Consider the following 18,757-nt stretch of genomic DNA (forward strand, 5'->3'; position numbering starts at 1 on the left):
TCGATGGATGGAATTTTCATCATCAGTTTTCTCTTTTTACTAATTGGCTCCTTCTTCATGGATCGCAAAATGCTGCGCCAGGAAAAGAAAGGCATCAAAATGACGTACGGTATCACTGTGGGAATCATCCTCCTATTTCTCACTATGAAAATTTTTCACATCAGTATACCGATGCCTTCCTACTTTTTCGTGAAAATAGTTTCTCCATGGCTCATCCGAGTTCTTGGCGTTTAACTAGAAAGGTGGTGTTTATTATCGATACTAACCAAGTCATCAACGAACGGCAGCTCTCATGGCTAGCTTCCTCTATCGTCACGAGCGGAGGAATCCTCACCTTGCAAAATGAATTAATCCGTATTAATCAAATGGATGCTTGGTTCAGCTATTTAATTTCTATTCTTTATGTCTTCCTGATTGCCGGTTTCTTTAGTTTCATGACCAAGTTATACCCGAGTAAGAACATTTTTGAAATTTCCAAATGTATATTAGGTCGATGGGGCGGCACTTGTGTCAACCTCCTCATTTTGTTTCATTTCTGGCAGATTGTCGTTCGGGATATTTCTTCTGTATCTCGATTTAGCTCTACACTTTTACTGCAAGTAACGCCGCTAGAAATTCTCATCTTGCTTAATTGCTTGTTGCTCATATATTTCGGCAAAACAAGTGTAGAGGTCATAGCCCGTGTAAACGATCTATTCTACCCTCTTTTTGTCGTAACAACGATCATCATGCCATTGCTCTTATCAAACGAATTTTTCTTGCGGCTCACGACACCCGTACTAACGATGCCTATTCAGAACTTGACGGCAAGTTCCATTCTAACCATCGGGAGTGCTGGCGATATTTTCATTCTAGGTGCCTTTCTTCACATGCTGTCGAATAGCAATCATGTTCGTTCAGCTATTCGACATGGTTCCTTGCTTGGTTTTTTCCTACTTACACTCCTGCTCTTTGTAATTATTGCCGTTCTCGGACCCAAGATGCCTGCGAATTTCTCGTACCCTAGCTATAATCTGGTTCAAACGATTCATGTCACGGATTTCCTAGATCGTCTTGATCTTGTCATGCTCATGATCTGGTATCCAACGGTTGCTTCTAAAATTATTGCCATATATATGGCTCTCCTAATCGGCATCAGTTCTCTCTTCAATGAGCGAAATTATCCGATGATTAACAAACCTATCGCATTGTTAATTGCACTAAGCACATGCCTCTCCTTCAAAAGCACCACCGAGCTGCTCGCCTTCTCCAACTTCAGCTCGCCGGTTATTGTTCTGGCTTATCAGCCCTTCATCATGATCCTCCTTGTTGCATTCGGGTATCGGAAGCAGCAGAAGGATCCGACTGCTTTTCCCGATTCTTCGGGAGGAACTCAAGTTAAGAAGGATCCGAAACAGAATTCAGGTAAACTGAGCCAACGCCTAACCTACACGCAATGGCTGTGGGGAGGAAATTTCGCTTTGGCTATCTGCGTAGCTTTTGTTCTGCTCGGTCTTATGCTAGGCGAAAAATCCGCCATGATTGGTATGATTTGCGCGGTAGGCTTCGGCACTTGCTTACTTCTGGCGAACTTGTTCACGTATATGGAACTCACCAAGCTGAAGCAAGCCGATAGCAGCAACTAGGGCGAACCGCTACGTGAAATTCAATTTGGAGGAATGCTTATAACGAATTGAAAAAGCACCCGCCTCAGCAGGTGCCTTGTAAGTTAAACAGGAACTGATTGATTTAAACGGCTTTTCGCGACCTTCAAGTAGCCATTAACGTTCAGGAATTCACTATCGTTCGTGAACCGCAATTTCATTGCTCCTGCCGCGTCTTGAATATACGGCTTCAGCGCACTTGCACCGCCGCCAATGACGTAAAAGCATTGAATGTCTGGGCATTTGCGCCAGCGCTTCTTGATCATCTCGACCATGCGTACAGCAGCTCGGCGGAAGTGTAGATCTACGATGGGCCGAATATCTACTTGGCCTTCTCCTGGAAGTTGAATCGTGAATTGACGATTCTTCACGCGTTGCGCAAGCTTCGCTCGGCTTGGGAACAAGTGACCGTAGGCATCTTCCACGTCACGAATAATAGCATCCAAATACGTTGCAATACCGATCTGCTCGCCATGGCTGAAATGGTTATCAATCGCCATGCGTTTGATGACTGGGAAATCCGTCGTCAAGGCACCGATTTCGCAGACGCCGATGCATCCGTTGTATATTTCTTCATCTTTTACCTGCAAGCTGTCGTGTGTTGCCATATGGAACATGGCCGCAGCACCTTCAATAGAGACAGCTACTTTGCGGATCGAAACCTTAATTTTACGGTTATGGAACTGTGGTGTGGAAAGGAATGTTACTTCGTGCTCACCTAGAAGTCGATGTTCAAATGTCTGACTATATTTCGGGAAAGAACGAACAGGCAAACCCGTACCCAACGTGTATTCAACTTCGTCCACATTGCCATAGCCAGGGTTAACCCCTTGATTCGTGAGACCCTGATAAGCAAGTGCAGTCAATGCTACAATGAGGGATTGATCCGATAGTGCTTTATTGTCCGTATCTTCTAGCTCTAGGTTATCCTCGTGCTCTAATGCGAGCTGACCTACGAAATACCGCTGATTCCTCTGTGAAAGACTTGGACTGTAGATAACAACATCCAGTGCTTTCCAAGGTAAATCTTCTTCTTGCAAAATGTGTCTTTCGTAGCCCGGCGCTATAATATTCGGAATGACTAGTGGTTCTCTAGACCCATCCAGCACCAGCTTAATACTATCGTTCCCTATGTCAATACCTGCAAGCTTAATCATGTGTGCCTCCACTCCAAATCTACAGCTTCTGTAATTGTCTTGTTAAATTCGATCATATACGACAGGATTCCTTCCTACTTTAGACTCATTTTACTAGGACTAGTAGGCAAGAAGGCAGGTTTTTAGCAAAATATGACGAATCATGTACAGAACTTCACTTTACCAAAATCAACCATGACAGGAGTTAATTCAGACCTTATGAAGCTTAAGTGGAAACCTGAAATAAACAGCTCCACCGTCGATTCAGGACGGGGGCGTTTATCTAAAAATATAGCAAACATATTACGTGGAACATATAAATCCTTATGTTTCAAAAAACTGACACTGGTTATCATACCAGACGCTACTAATCAATCAGTCGTCAGGTTTCGCATCCCCCATTTAGCGGCTTATATCGCGGCGGCATGCTTTTCCGTGCTCATGCTGATTTCCATATCGATTTACTTTGTACACGCACATACGGTCAAACAGGCAAGTGACCTGCAATCGAAACTAAGCGGAGTGAATCAGCAATGGAGCGCAACCCTTTCTTCTAAGAATGAAGCTATCGAACTTCTGCAAAATGAAGTGATTCAACTGTCCCAGCAAGCTGAACAGATGAAAACGCAGGTCGAAGAAGTGAAGAAGCTTGAGAGTGATCTTAAGACAATCGCTGGCATTGATCACGAACCTAGCAACGTAGCCGTTGCAAGCAATTCTTCCGTAGACAAGGCTAAGAAAGATGACAATCAGCCGATAGCCGGTGAATCTCCTCCTTCAACTGGTGTAGGTGGAAGCCCCAATCCCGTTTCACAGGATATTATTCTTAAACTAGGTCATGATACGCTCGCTTCCTTCACGGCTCTGAATGGTGAAGTACAAGCGTTGCAAACGAATTTAACCGCAACGAAACAGAAAGTGGCCGACAAGCAGGAGCAGCTTCGTATTACACCGACATTATGGCCAACTAGCACGAAGGTAGTTACTTCCCCTTTTGGCTACCGATCCGATCCTTTTACCAAAATACCGAGCTATCATTCTGGGATTGATTTCGGGGCTCATGAGAATGATCCCGTATATGCAACAGCTGCTGGTAAAGTCGTCAGTACAGGCAAGGACATTTACCACGGTAATAACATTGTGATTGAGCATGCCAAGGGCTTACGCACTTGGTATATGCATTTAAATAAAATCCTAGTTAACAAAGGTGATTCCGTTGAAAAAGGCGGTACGATCGGCTTAGTCGGATCTACAGGCCGAAGCACAGGGGCCCATCTCCACTATGAAGTACTCAAAAACGGCGAAAGCGTCGATCCCAAGCCTTATCTGAAATCGATTCGAAAGGATGACAACTAACATGTTCAAAAAAACAAAAAACCTCATGAATCCAAATACAACCGATACATTGATCGGTGAGGGAACAAGCTTTGAAGGCCGAATTAAATCAGAGGCGAGTATTCGGATTGAAGGCGGAATTACCGGCGATATCGATTGCGCGGGCGACGTCATTATCGGCGAGCATGGTGTCGTGAAATCCAATATTTCCGCACGAGATGTGGTTCTAGCTGGAAGCGTTCAAGGGAATATTACGACCAAAGGCAAGCTAACTATTACTTCTACAGGGGCTCTGCATGGCAATATTAGCGCTGCTTCTTTCATCATCGAGGAAGGCGGCGTCTTCCAAGGCAGCAGCAAAATGGAAACGAAATCTGCCGTTCCTGTACCTGTACCAAATAATGAAAATGAAACAGGGAGTCGACCTGCTGCTCCTCCTGAAAATATGTACAAAGGCAATACAGTGGCCATGTAACGCCTAACCGCTAGGATTGATGCTTTCCGCATGATATACTAGTTGGAAATTCATTTCTAACTGATGTAGGAGACACGGGAACTATGAGAGAACAATCCATCCTATTTGATCTAGATGACACGTTGGTGCATTGCAATAAATATTTTGACTTTGTAATCGATCAGTTCGTTGATCTCATGCTGACCTGGTATTCAGGGCATGGCCTAACGAAGCAGGACATTCGGCAAAAACAGTTGCAAATCGACCTTGCTGGTATTCAAATTCACGGCTTTATGCCAGAGCGGTTTCCGCAATCGTTTGTTGAAACCTACCAATGGTTCGCGCAGCACTATAACCGTCCTGTCAGCAGCAAAGAAGTAGACTGGCTGATGCAGCTCGGGCATACTGTCTATAGTTACACCGTGGAGCCTTATCCGCTGATGAATGAAACCCTACACAAGCTCGTGCAAGCTGGTCACAACTTGTTTCTGTATACAGGCGGAGATGTTTCGATTCAAATGAAGAAAATCAAGGATGTCGGGCTCGACCAATTTTTCCAAGACCGCATCTTCGTCACTGTTCATAAGACCCGTGAGTTTATGAATACATTAATGAACGAAAAACAATTCGACCGAGACCACACGTGGATGATCGGCAACTCGATCACAACAGACGTTCTGCCAGCACTCCATGCCGGTATCCATGCGATTCATATTCCCGTTGTTGACGATTGGGTATTTAACAACGGGACGATCGACGTCACGCCGAAGGGCGCGTTCTATCAGTTGCCTTCCCTGCTGGAAGTACCGGAGGCTATCCAATCGTATACGAAGAAATAACAAGAACGATCCCCCGGTGAAAGCTGAACCGGAAGGATCGTTCTTTGTTTAGCATGGACGACACAGCAGAAGCCCTCTTATGCTGCCACATCGCGTCTGCGAAATATTTCCCAGGAAAGCACGTTGAATAATAAGAAATGGAGAATGAGCACAGTGATGGAGAATCCCAAGGTCATTCCTTCAGCCAACGGTTGTCCCTCTAGATACTGCGTGAGATCCGTATTCGCGAATAGGTAATATTTGCCCCATGTGTATCGCATCAACACGATCGTGATGATTTGACCAGCGAACATGATGAAAATACTAAGACCTATCGCTAGAGAAGCGCTGCGAAACACTGTCGAGATCATAAAGGCCAGCGTGACGATCATGACGAGCTCAATCAGTTTAAATCCATATGTTGCGAACACATAGAGGAGCATGTTCTTCTCCAGTACTTGTCCAGCATCGTTGACTGTTAAATGCGGCAGATTTAATCTCCCAAAGCCATATACGAAGCCGTTAACAATCAAGGCTGTAATAAATAAGAGAATCAATAAGGTAGCAGCAAATATCAAGGTTGTCAGATACTTCGATAACAGAATCTTGGCCCTGCTGGCAGGACGAATGAGCAGCAGCTTGATGGTCCCCCAAGTAAACTCCCCTGCCACCATATCACCGGCAATAATAACGGCGAATAAGGTCACAACCAGCACAATTAAACCTGCTGCAGTCATCATTCCTCCCCACAGCGTATTCTCCATAGGCGGATAATTATGATCCAGCATGTATTGCTGAAGCGCACTATCTTCACGCATTTGCTGCTTAAACTTCTCTGGAATATCGGCGTTGGCCAGCTCCGTCTTATTATGCTGAATCGTTTCTGCAGCGCGCACCTTCCAGCTATCGTCTTTCTGATAGTCCGAATGTGATAACACACCTGTTAGTACAACAATCGCAACTAACAGAATCGCTAGAATCCATGTCCGGAGGCGATGATAAATTTTCATATGCTCATTCTTGATGAGATTAAGCAATAGGATCACTTCCCGTCATTTCTAAAAATTGATCTTCCAGCGACTTCGCCGATTTACGTATGCCGTAAATGGCAATGCCCGCCTCAACAAAACGCTTATTCCATCCGGCGGTTTCTTCTTTATCCAGCTGCATAACCAGTTCGTTATCAACAACTTCAGCTTGGATACCATGCTCAGAGACGATTTTCAACGCCTGCTGTACAGCATCTACTTCGTAAACAACCCGGTGTTTGCCATCTTCCCTGACGAATTCCTTGATAAGTCTAACATCGACTAGCTTCCCATTCTGAATAATGGCCACACGATCACACATCAGTTCCATCTCTGCTAATAGATGCGAAGAAACGATAACAGAAATACCTTCTTCTCGGGTAAGCTTACGCAAATGATCGCGAAGCTCACGAATACCTGCTGGATCCAATCCATTGGTAGGCTCGTCCAGTATCAGAACTGATGGCTTATGCAGAAGCGCTTGCGCGATGCCTAAGCGTTGCCGCATCCCCAAGGAGTACGTCTTAACCTTGTCATGAATGCGATTCGTCATCCCGACAAGCTCGATGACCTCCTCGATTCGCTCATCGCCAATACCTGGAATCATCCTGGCATAATGCACCAAATTGTTGTATCCGCTCAAAAATTTATACATTTCCGGATTCTCTACAATCGCTCCAATATGGCGAATCGCCTGTTCAAAATGCGTGCGAACGGAATAACCGCCTATTCGGATATCCCCCTCGGAAATCGACATCAATCCAACGATCATACGGATGGTCGTCGTTTTACCCGCGCCATTTGGTCCGAGAAAACCGAACACCTCGCCGCGCGGCACAACGAAACTCAACTTATCAATTATGGTCTTAGAACCAATCCGTTTGGATATACGATCCACCTGTACGATAGGCGCGGCAACTTCTTGTGATGTTGACATTCGACATCTCCTCTCATTTTTAACCAATATAATCCAATCCTACCCTATCTGACTTCCAATGTCATGCCCTGTGGGTTCAAGCAACCTCAGCGAGAGCCCACAAGTAATTGCGAGGGCATGGTGGTCATACTCAATCATATGACTGCGCTCACTATGGCTTTTTCCTAATTTTATGTACAATGGAAGGATAAGATCTGTCAGTAAAGGAGTTCCTCTATGATCCAACGAAGACCGTGGCACGGTGTGGAATGGTCACTGTTCATCGTCCTGACCGGCGCTGCACTGCTTGGTTTACTATATAGCTGCCTTCACATCTATGAACAACCATTCTCCCACATCCTATTAACCATATTTGCTATTTTACTCTCATACGGGGTTCCTTTTATATTCTGGCGACCCCACTATGTTAATCCGACATGTTATCCAATTGCGGTTCTACTCACGGGCATTCCCCTGCAAATTTATTTAGCCTGGATGGAGCAGGATGCGTTACTTACCATTAATTGCCCAATTATGGTCATTGGATTCCTCACCGATCGAAAAAATGCGTGGTGGACCGCCCCTATCTTCATGTTAGGCATGCCGATGACCTATTTCTTCCTTCTGCATAGCGGTATGGGCGTCGGACAACTATTTAGCTTTATCCTGAATGCTGTTCTCTTCTTTGCAATCGGGCTAAGCTTGCAACGTGCCGTTACTTCCAACGAGAAGACAGAGAAACTGCTAGGTGAGAACCAACGTCAATACCATTTGATTCATGAGCAAAATAATGTCCTTGAACAGTACGCGAATCAGATTGAGCAGCTTACTTTAGTTGAAGAGCGCAATCGGATGGCTCGTGAGCTGCATGATACCGTAGGACATACATTTACATCCGTTATCATGGGTATGGATGCGGTCTCGTATCTCATCGAGGTTTCGCCAGAGAAAGCCAAGCAAAAACTCGACGTCCTGCGCAACGTAACCCGAGGTGGCCTAGAAGAAGTACGCCGCAGCATTCACCAGATGGTCCCCCAAGAGGGCGATATGCTGTTATCCCAGCAACTGTCACGGCTTGCGAATGAATTTGCCTTACATACAGGAACACAGATTCACTTCACGACAGTCAGTGACGAGTTTGAAATTCCCAAACAAACCAAGCTTTCATTAATTCGCTGCCTACAGGAATCGCTGACAAACGCTAAGCGCCATGGCAAAGCCGGTTCGATTGAAATCGTACTCACCTATGCCGATGACCAAGTCTCTCTTCGCATAGAGGATGATGGTGTTGGTAGCGACCAATTGAAAATGGGCTTCGGGATTACCGCGATGCAAGAACGAATAACAGCGCTGCAAGGCACATTGCAGGTACGCTCCTTCCCTGAGAAAGGAACCGTTGTTCATTGTTTTATTCCTGTTAAACGTTTTCCGACGTTTTAGATTTTAGTACCACTTAAACCCTGCAAGCCCCACAGACCGCTTAAATAGCTGTTACAAGGAGGATTTACGATGACTATTAACCAAGCTCCGCTCAAACTACTACTGGTCGATGATCAAGATTTAATACGTGAAAGCTTGCACATTGTACTGGGCATGGACCCCGAAATAGAAGTTGTAGGCTTAGCCGAAAATGGGCAAGTCGCTGTCCAGCTAAGTGAAGACATGCAACCCGATGTCGTTCTCATGGACATTCACATGCCGATCATGGATGGCGTTGAAGCTACACGTCGAATTAAGTCTGCTTGGCCGCATATTCGTGTTATCATTTTGACCACATTCCAAGAAATTGGCTATGTTGTCGATGCACTTAGTGCAGGAGCAGAAGGTTATTTGCTCAAAGCTATTCATCCCAAAGAGTTAGCCACGGGAATCAAATGGGTTCATAGAGGCGGCACCTTAATTCCGCATGATATCGCCAAAATGCTCGTTCAGCAGGCACGCGATGGCGGTAGTGGTGGTTCTTCCGAGGATAAAGAAGAGATCAGCGTTCGCACAGAGACGTATGGTCTCAGTGAGCGCGAGCTGCAGGTGCTTCACAGTATTGCCGACGGCCTCAATAACCGTGAAATCGCCGAGAAGTTATTCTTGTCCGAGGGGACCGTGAAAAATTACATTTCCAATATATACTCGAAAATGGACGTTCGAGACCGAGTTCAAGCATCAAAAAAAGCGCATGATGAAGGGATTCTGTAAGCTGGGGCGAGTTTCCCGTGCAACGATTGTAGAGTCCGATCCTGCGTTAATAGGATGAAAGTTCCTTGCCCATCCTCTGCTCTTACTCAATAGATGGATTTTATGTAGTTAATATGTGGAATTTCTTGATCAATCGTAGAATAGATGGAGAAAGTACAGTTAATTGGGGCTATTTCACCCGATTTGAGACATAGAGGTTAATTTACCTACATGTTTTACAGTTAAATCGCATTTTCAAGAATTTCTGTCGTAAATAGCTGTATATTTTCCAGTTAATGTTTAAAAAGTATTCATGCTGGCATGCAAGAAAGACCGCTTTTCCTTTTTAGAAGAAGCGGTCTTTCTTATCGTGATGCTATTCAAAGAGCCTCTCGAAAAAACCCTTTTTTCTTTTGCGAATCTTCGTATAGCTCTTCACCCTAGAGAAGGGTAGGGACGCATCTTCCGTTGATGAATCATGGATTGGCTCCCCGCTGAATTTTACTTCCTCTGATGCAACTGGCGCATGTTCAAGCTCCATCTTATCTTCTTGATTCGCCCCTTGCTGATGAACAACAATCGTGTTGACCAGTTGCTCATGCAGCTTGTTCTCAAGCTGGTGCCTACATAGTCGCAGAAATTGCTCTTGTTGTCTATTCTGGAGTTCAAACTGCTCATGAAGTTGCGCTTGGAGCTCTTCTACCTGCTTAGAAAGAAGCAAAACGGTCTTTTGCAACGTATGCAGATCTTTCGCCTTAAGTGGCTCGTCCAGCTCACTCTCGTCCGCGCATTCCTCATCCCCTGCTAGTAGTACCTGTAATTCAGCAGCTGTAAGGAGATCTTCTCTCTTCATGTGCTTTCCTCCATCCCGTACATACACTTTCTCTTATTGTACATGAGAATGAGGAAATGTTCACGTTTATTAGTCTAATGAGGCGAATCAACTTACTTTGCTAGAAGTCTGAAAATAAGAGTACCTCTATTAGAGTTACGGGTGACATCGCCTCACGATTCCGATGACCGATTTCAGAGAACATTTCTCCCCCTACAAAATGCGCTCACTTCCATTTCCAAATAAGTTGTTTCCATAACGTTATATTTAACGAACGACAAAAAACTGCTTGCAAGTAACTTTCTACCTACAAGCAGTTCTCTCTACTCATTTCATGGTAAATTCGATGATCCCATCAAGAAGCGATCCACTTCCCGCGCTACAGCACGACCTTCGTTGATCGCCCATACAACCAGGCTTTGTCCGCGACGCATATCGCCAGCAGCGAAAACCCCGTCTACGTTCGTAGCAAATTTTCCGTAATCGGCTTTGGCATTGGAGCGCTCATCTTTGGCTACCCCAAGCTGATCCAACACCGTGTTCTCAGGGCCCGTGAAACCCATCGCGATTAACACCAACTGCGCTGGGTAAACCTTCTCGCTGCCAGGCACTTCAACAGGCACAAACGCACCTTTATCGTTCTTCTGCCACTCAATCAGAACCGTATGCAGCTCCTTCAAGTTGCCGTTCTCATCCCCCACGAATTTCTTCGTGTTGATCAAGTACGTCCGTGGGTCCTCGCCTTGAAGTGCAGCAGCCTCTTGTTGACCGTAGTCCACTTTGAGCACCTTTGGCCACTCCGGCCAAGGGTTGTTCGCTGGACGCGTTTCCGGTGACTTCGGCATAATTTCAAACTGCGTCACGCTCTTACATTTGTGACGAATGGAAGTACCCACGCAGTCCGTTCCGGTATCACCACCACCGATGACAATAACGTCTTTGCCTTCGGCGGAAATGAATTCACGATCCGCATGCTCGGAATCGAGCAAGCTCTTCGTGTTCTTGCTCAGGAATTCCATCGCCAGATGCACGCCGCCGAGCTCACGGCCCTCGATCGGAAGATCGCGGCCTTTCGTAGCTCCGCCGCATAGGACGATTGCATCGAATTCCTCTTGCAGTTTCTCAATCGGATAGTTCACGCCGACGTGAGCACCCGTTATGAAGGCTACGCCCTCGGCTTCAAGCAGATCTACACGACGCTGGACGTACTTTTTGTCCAGCTTCATGTTCGGGATACCGTACATCAGCAAGCCGCCTACGCGGTCTGCTCGTTCAAATACGGTAACCCAATGTCCAGCTTTGTTCAGCTGCGCTGCTGCCGCAAGCCCGGAAGGACCTGAACCCACAACCGCAACCTTCTTTCCCGTGCGCGTTTCTGGCGGTTCTGGCTTGATCCAGCCTTCATCGAAGCCTTTGTCGATGATCGCTTTCTCAATGCTTTTGATCGTAACAGGTGTATCCTTCAAGCCTACTGTACAAGAGCCTTCACAAGGCGCCGGGCATACACGGCCTGTGAATTCCGGGAAATTATTCGTCTTGTGCAGACGATCCAAGGCTTCGCGCCATTGACCGCGATACACAAGATCATTCCACTCTGGAATGAGGTTGTTCACTGGGCAACCCGCAGCCATGCCGCTGATTAGTGATCCTGTGTGGCAGAAAGGAATCCCGCAATCCATACAGCGAGAGCCTTGTACTTGTAATTTATCTTGCGTAAGCGGTGTCGCAAACTCTTTCCAATGGCCGATTCGGACCAGGGGAGCAGCTTCGGATGCCACTTCGCGAGCATGTTCTATAAAACCGGTTGGTTTACCCATTTCCGTTTATCCCTCCTGAGTTTCGTTAATTTCCACCGACACGGGAAACATCTCGCATATTCGCCTCGAAAGCAACCATAACCGCTTCTTGCTGGCTTAGACCGGAACGTTTCACTTTCTCGATAGCATCAAACATCCGTTTGTAGTCCTTCGGTATAACCTTCACGAACTTCCAAACGTACTCATCCCAGTGCTGAATAACTTGGTGGGCAACGCTGCTATCCGTAAATGTGGCATGATGTTGAATCATCGTTTTTAATTCATTCATCTCATACGTTTCTTCCAACTGCTCGAGATACACCATCTCTTTATTCACTTTGCTTTGGAAATCACCATTCACGTCCAGAACGTAGGCAATACCGCCTGACATACCCGCTGCGAAGTTACGCCCTGTTGGACCCAGAACGACGACGCGACCACCTGTCATATACTCGCAGCCATGATCGCCGACACCTTCAACGACAGCACGTACGCCACTGTTTCTCACACAGAAGCGCTCGCCCGCGATACCACGGATGTATGCATCTCCGTCTGTTGCTCCATAGAATGCCGTATTGCCGATAATGACGTTCTCTTCAGGTACAAAAGTCGACTTACTCGATGGGAAAATCGCCAGCTTACCGCCAGACAATCCTTTCCCAACATAGTCATTGGCATCTCCTTCAAGGGAGAGTGTGATTCCTTTCGGTACGAAGGCACCAAAGCTTTGACCTGCTGATCCTTCAAAATGTAGACGAATCGTATCGTGTGGCAAGCCTTCAACGCCGTGTCGGCGTGTCACTTCGCTGCCCACGATTGTTCCAACAACACGGTTCACGTTCGTAATAGGCAGAACCGCATGCACATACTCTTTGCGCTCAATCGCTGGCTCACAAATATCGAGCAGCTTCGTCATATCCAAGGAGCGATCTAAGCCGTGATCCTGCTGCATGGAGCAGAAGCGACCAACTTCTTCGCCCATATCGGGTTGGTGCAATAGTGGCGTAAGATCGACACCTTTGGCCTTCCAATGTTCGACAGCTGGCTTGGACTCCAGGATATCGGTACGTCCAACCATCTCTTCAATGGTGCGGAAGCCAAGCTCTGCCATCATCTCACGCACATCGTTGGCGATGAAGGTCATGAAGTTCACAACATGCTGCGGGTCTCCAGCAAATTTCTTGCGAAGCTCCGGATTCTGCGTAGCAACCCCAACCGGACAAGTATCCAAGTGGCAAACGCGCATCATCACGCAGCCGATCGTAATTAATGGTGTCGTTGCGAAGCCGAACTCCTCGGCACCGAGCAGGGCCGCTACGACAACGTCGCGCCCTGTCATCAGCTTGCCGTCCGTCTCGACGACGATCCGGCTGCGCAGGTTGTTCAGTACGAGTGTCTGATGCGTCTCCGCCAGACCGAGCTCCCACGGCAGCCCCGCATGACGAATACTCGTCTGCGGTGACGCGCCTGTGCCTCCGTCGTAGCCGGAGATGAGGACAACGTCCGCCTTCCCTTTGGCTACGCCGGCAGCGATCGTGCCAACACCCACCTCGGATACCAGCTTAACGCTGATCCGTGCCCGCGGGTTGGCATTCTTGAGATCGTGGATCAGCTCTGCGAGATCCTCGATCGAATAAATATCATGATGCGGCGGCGGCGAAATCAAGCCTACGCCTGGCGTAACACCGCGAACCTCGGCTACCCAAGGGTACACCTTGGTTCCCGGGAGCTGACCGCCTTCGCCGGGCTTCGCACCCTGCGCCATCTTGATCTGAATCTCGTCAGCATTGACGAGATAATGGCTCGTGACGCCGAAGCGGCCGGACGCCACCTGCTTAATGGCACTTCGGCGAAGATCGCCGTTCGCATCCGGCGTGAAGCGCTCCGGATGCTCGCCGCCTTCGCCGGTGTTGCTCTTGCCGCCGATGCGGTTCATCGCGATCGCGATCGTTTCGTGCGCTTCTTTGGAGATGGAGCCATAGGACATGGCTCCTGTCTTGAAGCGCTTAAAGATCGATTCGATCGGTTCCACCTCTTCGATCGGAATCGGTGTGCGTCCCCCTTTGAAGCTTAGCAGTCCGCGCAGAGCCATATATTTCTCGTCTTCCCGTTTGACGAGCTTAGAGAAATTTTTATACATCGCATAGTTATTGCTTCGTACTGCCGATTGCAAAGCATGCACAGTTTCCGGCGTATAAATGTGATCTTCCCCGTCTCGGCGCCATTGCAAGTCCCCGCCTGTATCCAACACGCGATCGCGTCCTTCTTGCTCAGAGAACGCACGGCTGTGACGCATCAAGGCTTCCATCGCAACCATATCGATACCGATACCACCTACTGGCGTGTACGTCCAAGTGAAGTAACTGTCTACGAGCTCTTGGCTCAAGCCAATCGCTTCGAAAATTTGCGCCCCGCGATAGCTTTGGATGGTGGAAATCCCCATTTTCGCTAACACTTTAACTACACCCTTCGTAACAGCTTTGATGTAGTTATAGATTGCTTTCTCGTGATCAACGCCAACGAGCTGCTTACGCTGAATCATGTCATCTAACGTTTCTAACGCTAGATAAGGGTTGATCGCACCTGCGCCATAGCCAAGCAATAAGGCAAAATGGTGCACTTCACGCGGCTCACCAGACTCGACAAGCAAGCTGACTTTCGTACGTGTACCCTGACGAATCAGATGATGATGCAGGCCCGACGTTGCCAACAGGGCTGGAATCGGTGCACTGACGCTATCTACACCACGATCAGATAGAATAAGTAACGTTGCGCCATCGACAATGGCTTGATCGGCAGCTGTATACAAGGCTTGCATGGCATTCTCGAGCCCAGCTGTACCTGCCGCTGCTTCGAAAAGCGTTGGCAAAGTGACCGTTTTGAACCCATCACGATTAATATGACGCAGTTTCGCCAACTCATCGTTAGAGAGGAACGGCGACTTCAAACGAATTTGGCGGCAGCTCTCAGGCTCCGGCTTAATCAGGTTGCGCTCTGGCCCAATCGTGGTGCCTTGCGCTGTAATAATTTCTTCAAAGTTCGCATCAATTGGCGGATTCGTTACTTGCGCGAATAATTGCTTGAAATAGTTATACATCAGCTGCGGACGATCCGAAAGCACCGCCAGTGGCGCATCCGTACCCATGGAACCGATGGGATCCACACCTGTTTTGCCCATAGGTTCAAGAGTCTTGCGCAGTTGTTCAAAGGTATAACCGAATGCTTGCTGGCGCTGCAGAATCGTATCATGGTCAGAGCCAAGTACCATTGGCGCATCTTCGAGATCCTCTAAGGAAATGAGATGTTCATTCAACCACTCCCGGTACGGCTGCTCGCTGGCGATGCCGCTCTTGATTTCTTCGTCCGTCACGATGCGACCTTCTACGGTATCGACAAGCAGCATGCGACCCGGTCTCAAACGATCTTTGTACAAAATACGCTCAGGCTCAATATCAAGCACGCCTACTTCAGAAGCAAGAACGATCAAATCATCCGTTGTCACATAGTAACGCGAAGGACGCAAACCATTGCGATCGAGAATCGCTCCGATTTGACTGCCATCCGTGAACGCAATCGCTGCTGGCCCATCCCACGGCTCCATCAAAGTGCTGTGATACTCGTAGAACGCTTTCTTCTCGTCATCCATACCTTCATGCTTGGACCAAGGCTCTGGTACCATCATCATAGCCGCATGCGGCAACGAACGGCCTGAGAGCATCAAGAACTCTAGTGTATTATCAAACATTTGAGAATCGGAACCATCGGAATCAATGACAGGAAGAATACGCCCAAAATCTTCACCAAATAAATCGGAATCACACATCGCTTGACGTGCGTGCATCCAGTTGACGTTACCGCGAAGCGTATTGATCTCACCATTATGAATCAAATAACGGTACGGATGCGCGCGTTCCCAGCTTGGGAATGTATTAGTACTGAAACGGGAGTGAACAAGTGCTAAGGCAGATTCGACCTTCTCATCTTGCAATTCCACGTAATACGCATCTACTTGCTCTGGTGTTAACATCCCTTTATATACAATCGTTCTGCTAGACAAGCTAGAATAGTAGAATTGCGATCCCGGATGGGATAGTTTGATAGCGTTTTCAGATAACTTACGAATGATGTACAGCTTACGTTCAAAATCAAGATTCGTCGCAATATCAGCGCTTTGGCCGATAAACACCTGACGAACATACGGTTCAGCAGATATGGCAGAATCCCCCAACGAACTATTGTTGGTTGGAACGGTTCTCCATCCAAGAAATTGTTGCCCTTCTTGTCTGACTATTCCCTCAATTACACTTTCGCAAGCTTGACGAGCCTCTAATTCCTGAGGCAAATACACCATACCTACCCCATAAGCACCAGAAACCGGCAACTTTATGTTCTCTTTTTCACAAGCATATTGGAAATAAGCATCAGGTATTTGCATTAAAATACCTGCACCATCTCCCGTATTCTGTTCACAACCCTGCCCGCCGCGATGATCCAAATTGCAAAGTACACGAAGCGCTTGCTTGACGATGGCATGAGATTTGATACCCTTGATATTGGCTACAAAGCCTATACCACAAGCATCATGCTCATTCCTCGGATCGTACAATCCCTGTTTGGGAGGTAATCCATTAATTGTCATGTTGTGCAACCTTTCTTCCCTCGTTATTTCTCTGGACTTTGTTAATCGCATGCTTTAAAGTGCTAAAAAGTAAAGAGTGACTGCTCCTTATTTCGACTACATCCGCAATAAGTAGAGGAAATATTCTCAATATTTTTTATATTATATTAACACTTGATTTCCTATAGTTCAATTTAAAAATATTTAAATTGAAAAGGTTTTCATTTTGATAGAATTGCTAGTAAAATCATATTGTATAGGCACGATAAATACTTTCATTTCCTATATAAGTAGGACAGGCTTGGCATGTGATAGCAAACTTTCTATGTTTCATGCTATGATAACTAATACCGCTGCAAGAACATACATCCAGATTCCACATCTTAGGAGGAGCTCTGTTTGAGTATACAGCATACTTTTGGAGACGGCATGATTACGGAGCCGCTTTATCAATGGCAGCAAGAAGCTCATCCGGTTGAAATTGAGCTTTTCCGCTCAAAGCCTGTACGCCGCCTGAAGTTTTTACATCATTTCGGAGCATCGGCTCTATTCACACCACTTACACATTCACGATTCGAACATACGGTTGGCGTTTGGTCACTCATGGCTCACTTCTGCCCAGAAGATCCTCATCTGCGCGTTGCGGCACTGCTTCATGATATCGGGCACCTGCCTTTCTCCCATGCGGTTGAGCGCACACTTGGGTTTAATCATCACCGCCAAACTGAACAGTTAATCGGGCAAGGCGTCATCGCGGATATTTTGATCCGACACGGCATTTCGCCGCGGGCCATTATTGATCTTTTGAAACAAGAAACACCGCTAACGAACCCCTCAACGGTTCTCGGACTCGATCACTTGGATAGCTTCCTGAGAGATACCTACTATGCGGGTCGTCAGACGCTGCCACCTTCGGAATTAGTAAAAGGACTGCGTTTACGAGGTCCCTACATAGAAGCGAATGAAGCTTCCGCCGTGGCACTTATTGACGCGATTGTTGAAGAACACCGACTTATCCTGCACCCGCAGTTTCTAGCTATGGACGCGCTGCTCGCGAAAGCAACCGCTCATCATTGCGAAGCAAATCCTGGCATGAAGGAACGCATTCCGGCACTCATGGATCACGAACTCATTCAAGAACTGCTGCAGAGCAATAATATGACCGCTCGAGAAACGATTCATGTCCTGATGTATGAGCCTCACCGTATTCAAATTACGCAAGAGCCCATACCCGGCAGCATCGAAGTCAAGATCGGGAAGGTTCACCACAAACAACCGCTAATTGGCGACAAACTCGCCTCAGAAGTTAGCTTTCAAGCCGCTGTTAAGCTGGCTGAGCTGGATAGCATGGCCGCAACTTATTTCTTCACCATATAAACATCCGCAGAAGGGACTGTCCCAGCTTGGCAAAATTGTACTTTCGTTATGGCACGATGAATAGCGGTAAATCGATTGAAGTCTTACGCGTAGCACATAATTATGAGGAACAAGGCAAAAAGGTGCTTCTCCTCACTTCCGTTATGGATGATCGCTTCGGTGTCGGCAAGGTCGCTTCCCGCATCGGTATGCAAAAAGGGGCCATCGTTGTTGACGAACATTTGGATATGGTCGCTTTAGCCCAGACCGAGCGTCCGAATTGCATTCTGGTCGACGAAGCTCAGTTCTTGAACAAAGCACAAGTCTCTCAGCTGATTGAAGTCGTCGATGAACTTGACATTCCTGTTATCGCTTACGGGCTTCGCGCTGATTTCATGGGACAATTATTTGAAGGCAGCAATGCACTTCTGGCTGTGGCTGATACGATTGAAGAAATTAAAACCATTTGTTGGTATTGTGATAAAAAGGCCATTATGAATATGCGCTGCAAAGACGGTGTTCCTATCTTCCATGGTGAGCAGATCCAGATTGGCGGGAATGAAAGTTATGTTCCTGTATGCCGCAAATGCTATGCCTCCAAAAAGAAAGCGGCGCATGGTTAAAAATTGATATGGTATGTACAAAGAAAGGTG

The 18,757-nt window shown here is 47.0% G+C and carries 15 protein-coding genes; 9 read left to right on the forward strand and 6 right to left on the reverse strand.

Annotation, left to right across the window (positions count from 1 at the left end; translation table 11 throughout):
* Positions 1–3 precede the first annotated feature (3 nt).
* Positions 4–234: a hypothetical protein gene (locus A8708_RS09160; protein ID WP_068663183.1), complete on the forward strand. Its 231-nt coding sequence runs from the start codon at positions 4–6 to the stop codon at positions 232–234.
* Entirely contained in the window at positions 207–1,625 is a 1,419-nt protein-coding gene (locus A8708_RS09165; RefSeq protein ID WP_082927385.1) for a GerAB/ArcD/ProY family transporter, read from the forward strand. Before A8708_RS09160 ends, A8708_RS09165 begins: the two co-directional genes overlap by 28 nt.
* A gap of 83 nt (positions 1,626–1,708) precedes the next feature.
* On the opposite strand, the gene A8708_RS09170 is transcribed toward A8708_RS09165, so the two are convergent.
* Entirely contained in the window at positions 1,709–2,800 is a 1,092-nt protein-coding gene (locus A8708_RS09170) for a ParM/StbA family protein (RefSeq protein WP_068663184.1), read from the reverse strand.
* Positions 2,801–2,998: 198 nt separating this feature from the next.
* Between A8708_RS09170 and A8708_RS09175 the strand changes: the two genes are divergently transcribed.
* The 3 genes from A8708_RS09175 (at position 2,999) to A8708_RS09185 (ending at position 5,407) form a co-directional block, all read left to right on the forward strand.
* Positions 2,999–4,135 carry a peptidoglycan DD-metalloendopeptidase family protein gene (locus A8708_RS09175; protein WP_167355869.1) on the forward strand — a complete coding sequence of 379 codons (1,137 nt, stop codon included), beginning with the start codon at positions 2,999–3,001 and terminating at the stop codon, positions 4,133–4,135.
* A gap of 1 nt (position 4,136) precedes the next feature.
* A complete protein-coding gene (locus tag A8708_RS09180) occupies positions 4,137–4,589 on the forward strand; it encodes a bactofilin family protein (protein ID WP_068663185.1) in 453 nt (150 codons plus the stop codon).
* Positions 4,590–4,672: 83 nt separating this feature from the next.
* On the forward strand, positions 4,673–5,407 hold the full coding sequence (locus A8708_RS09185) for an HAD family hydrolase (RefSeq protein ID WP_068663186.1): 735 nt from the start codon (positions 4,673–4,675) through the stop codon (positions 5,405–5,407).
* A gap of 77 nt (positions 5,408–5,484) precedes the next feature.
* Here the strand turns inward: A8708_RS09185 and A8708_RS09190 are convergent, their stop codons facing one another.
* Entirely contained in the window at positions 5,485–6,396 is a 912-nt protein-coding gene (locus A8708_RS09190; RefSeq protein ID WP_204787497.1) for an ABC transporter permease, read from the reverse strand.
* 19 nt (positions 6,397–6,415) lie between these two features.
* Entirely contained in the window at positions 6,416–7,351 is a 936-nt protein-coding gene (locus A8708_RS09195; protein ID WP_068663188.1) for an ABC transporter ATP-binding protein, read from the reverse strand.
* 216 nt (positions 7,352–7,567) lie between these two features.
* Here A8708_RS09195 and A8708_RS09200 point away from each other — a divergent pair, with 216 nt between their 5' ends.
* Positions 7,568–8,770 (forward strand): sensor histidine kinase, encoded by a 1,203-nt coding sequence (locus A8708_RS09200; RefSeq protein ID WP_068663189.1) that lies wholly within the window; start codon positions 7,568–7,570, stop codon positions 8,768–8,770.
* Positions 8,771–8,839: 69 nt separating this feature from the next.
* Positions 8,840–9,523 carry a response regulator gene (locus tag A8708_RS09205; RefSeq protein ID WP_068663190.1) on the forward strand — a complete coding sequence of 228 codons (684 nt, stop codon included), beginning with the start codon at positions 8,840–8,842 and terminating at the stop codon, positions 9,521–9,523.
* Between the two features lie 355 nt (positions 9,524–9,878).
* Here the strand turns inward: A8708_RS09205 and A8708_RS09210 are convergent, their stop codons facing one another.
* The 3 genes from A8708_RS09210 to gltB all read right to left on the reverse strand — a co-directional run bounded on the left by A8708_RS09210 (position 9,879) and on the right by gltB (position 16,769).
* Complete coding sequence (locus tag A8708_RS09210) at positions 9,879–10,355, reverse strand: hypothetical protein (protein WP_068663191.1); 477 nt, start codon at positions 10,353–10,355, stop codon at positions 9,879–9,881.
* Between the two features lie 311 nt (positions 10,356–10,666).
* Entirely contained in the window at positions 10,667–12,151 is a 1,485-nt protein-coding gene (locus A8708_RS09215) for a glutamate synthase subunit beta (RefSeq protein ID WP_068663192.1), read from the reverse strand.
* Positions 12,152–12,176: 25 nt separating this feature from the next.
* Entirely contained in the window at positions 12,177–16,769 is a 4,593-nt protein-coding gene (gene gltB, locus A8708_RS09220; protein WP_068663193.1) for a glutamate synthase large subunit, read from the reverse strand.
* A 378-nt stretch (positions 16,770–17,147) separates the two neighbouring features.
* Here gltB and A8708_RS09225 point away from each other — a divergent pair, with 378 nt between their 5' ends.
* Positions 17,148–18,125: an HD domain-containing protein gene (locus A8708_RS09225; RefSeq protein ID WP_082927387.1), complete on the forward strand. Its 978-nt coding sequence runs from the start codon at positions 17,148–17,150 to the stop codon at positions 18,123–18,125.
* A gap of 26 nt (positions 18,126–18,151) precedes the next feature.
* On the forward strand, positions 18,152–18,727 hold the full coding sequence (locus A8708_RS09230) for a thymidine kinase (protein ID WP_068663194.1): 576 nt from the start codon (positions 18,152–18,154) through the stop codon (positions 18,725–18,727).
* Positions 18,728–18,757 lie beyond the last annotated feature (30 nt).

It is taken from the genome of Paenibacillus oryzisoli (assembly GCF_001653565.1).
GTDB lineage: Bacteria > Bacillota > Bacilli > Paenibacillales > NBRC-103111 > Paenibacillus_E > Paenibacillus_E oryzisoli.